The sequence below is a fragment of the Gilliamella sp. Choc6-1 genome (genome assembly GCF_001690385.1).
Taxonomy (GTDB): Bacteria; Pseudomonadota; Gammaproteobacteria; order Enterobacterales; family Orbaceae; genus Gilliamella; species Gilliamella apicola_A.
This window is the reverse complement of sequence record NZ_LZHI01000033.1, coordinates 1-854: the sequence shown is the minus strand read 5'-3', so window position 1 is coordinate 854 and position 854 is coordinate 1. Positions and strand designations below refer to the sequence as shown.

Sequence of the window (854 nt, the reverse complement as noted above, 5' to 3'; positions counted from 1 at the left end):
GTGTTCCCTGTATACACAGGGATAAACCGCGCTACAAATCAAGCCTGAACAGTTAGATTTTGTGTTCCCTGTATACACAGGGAACACCCCTTTATCTTAATGCTAAAACCCTAACCCCAGTTAATTGATAATATTTTAAGTGGGCTTAAAAGCAGCAACCTAAAAAAACATGGCTCACTAAGCTTATCTTAAATTTCAATAAATTAACTTCAGTTAAATATTGCAAATTGTGTAAAAATCGTGTAATTTTATGCCTGATTTTGGTTATCATTACTGATTATTAAAATTACCGATAAAAATAGATAAATATGACAAAACTAAATAAAAATAAGTAGCAAGGTAGTAAAGGAAAAAAAATGGTAAAACATTTAGATAAAATCGTCGAACAAGCAGGACAAGCAGGGAAAGACTTGCTTAGCCAATTAACCAATAAAGTTAACCATAACCGTTATACACTAACCATTGATGAACTCAGCGCTCCTATATCGGTGTTAAACGTCAAAGGCGAAGAGGCCTTAAACCAGCTGTGGCATTACACCATTACTTTTACCAGTGCCAATAAAACCCTATCTACCGATGCTTTTTTAAACCAACCGGCTACTTTCTCATTTAATTCTGTTGTAAGCGATGCGCTCAGTTCTGCAATCCGTGCCTTGGGTGATTTTACCAATGATAAAAGCACTCGCAAGATTTATGGCATTATCACCGAGTTTAGCCAATTATCGGTAAATAAAGAAGAAGCGCATTATCAAGTGGTCTTATCGCCACGACTGGCTAGACTAACGTTAAACCGCAACTGTGCCATATTCCAGAACCAAAGCGTAGTAAGCGTGGTTGAACAAATACTTAGAAGC

Annotated in this window: 1 protein-coding gene; it reads left to right on the top strand. The window is 36.7% G+C overall.

All coding sequences use genetic code 11. The features are described from left to right. Positions 1-356: 356 nt before the first annotated feature. On the top strand, positions 357-854 hold a 498-nt coding region (locus A9G36_RS04730), incomplete at its 3' end, for a contractile injection system protein, VgrG/Pvc8 family (protein ID WP_176701014.1).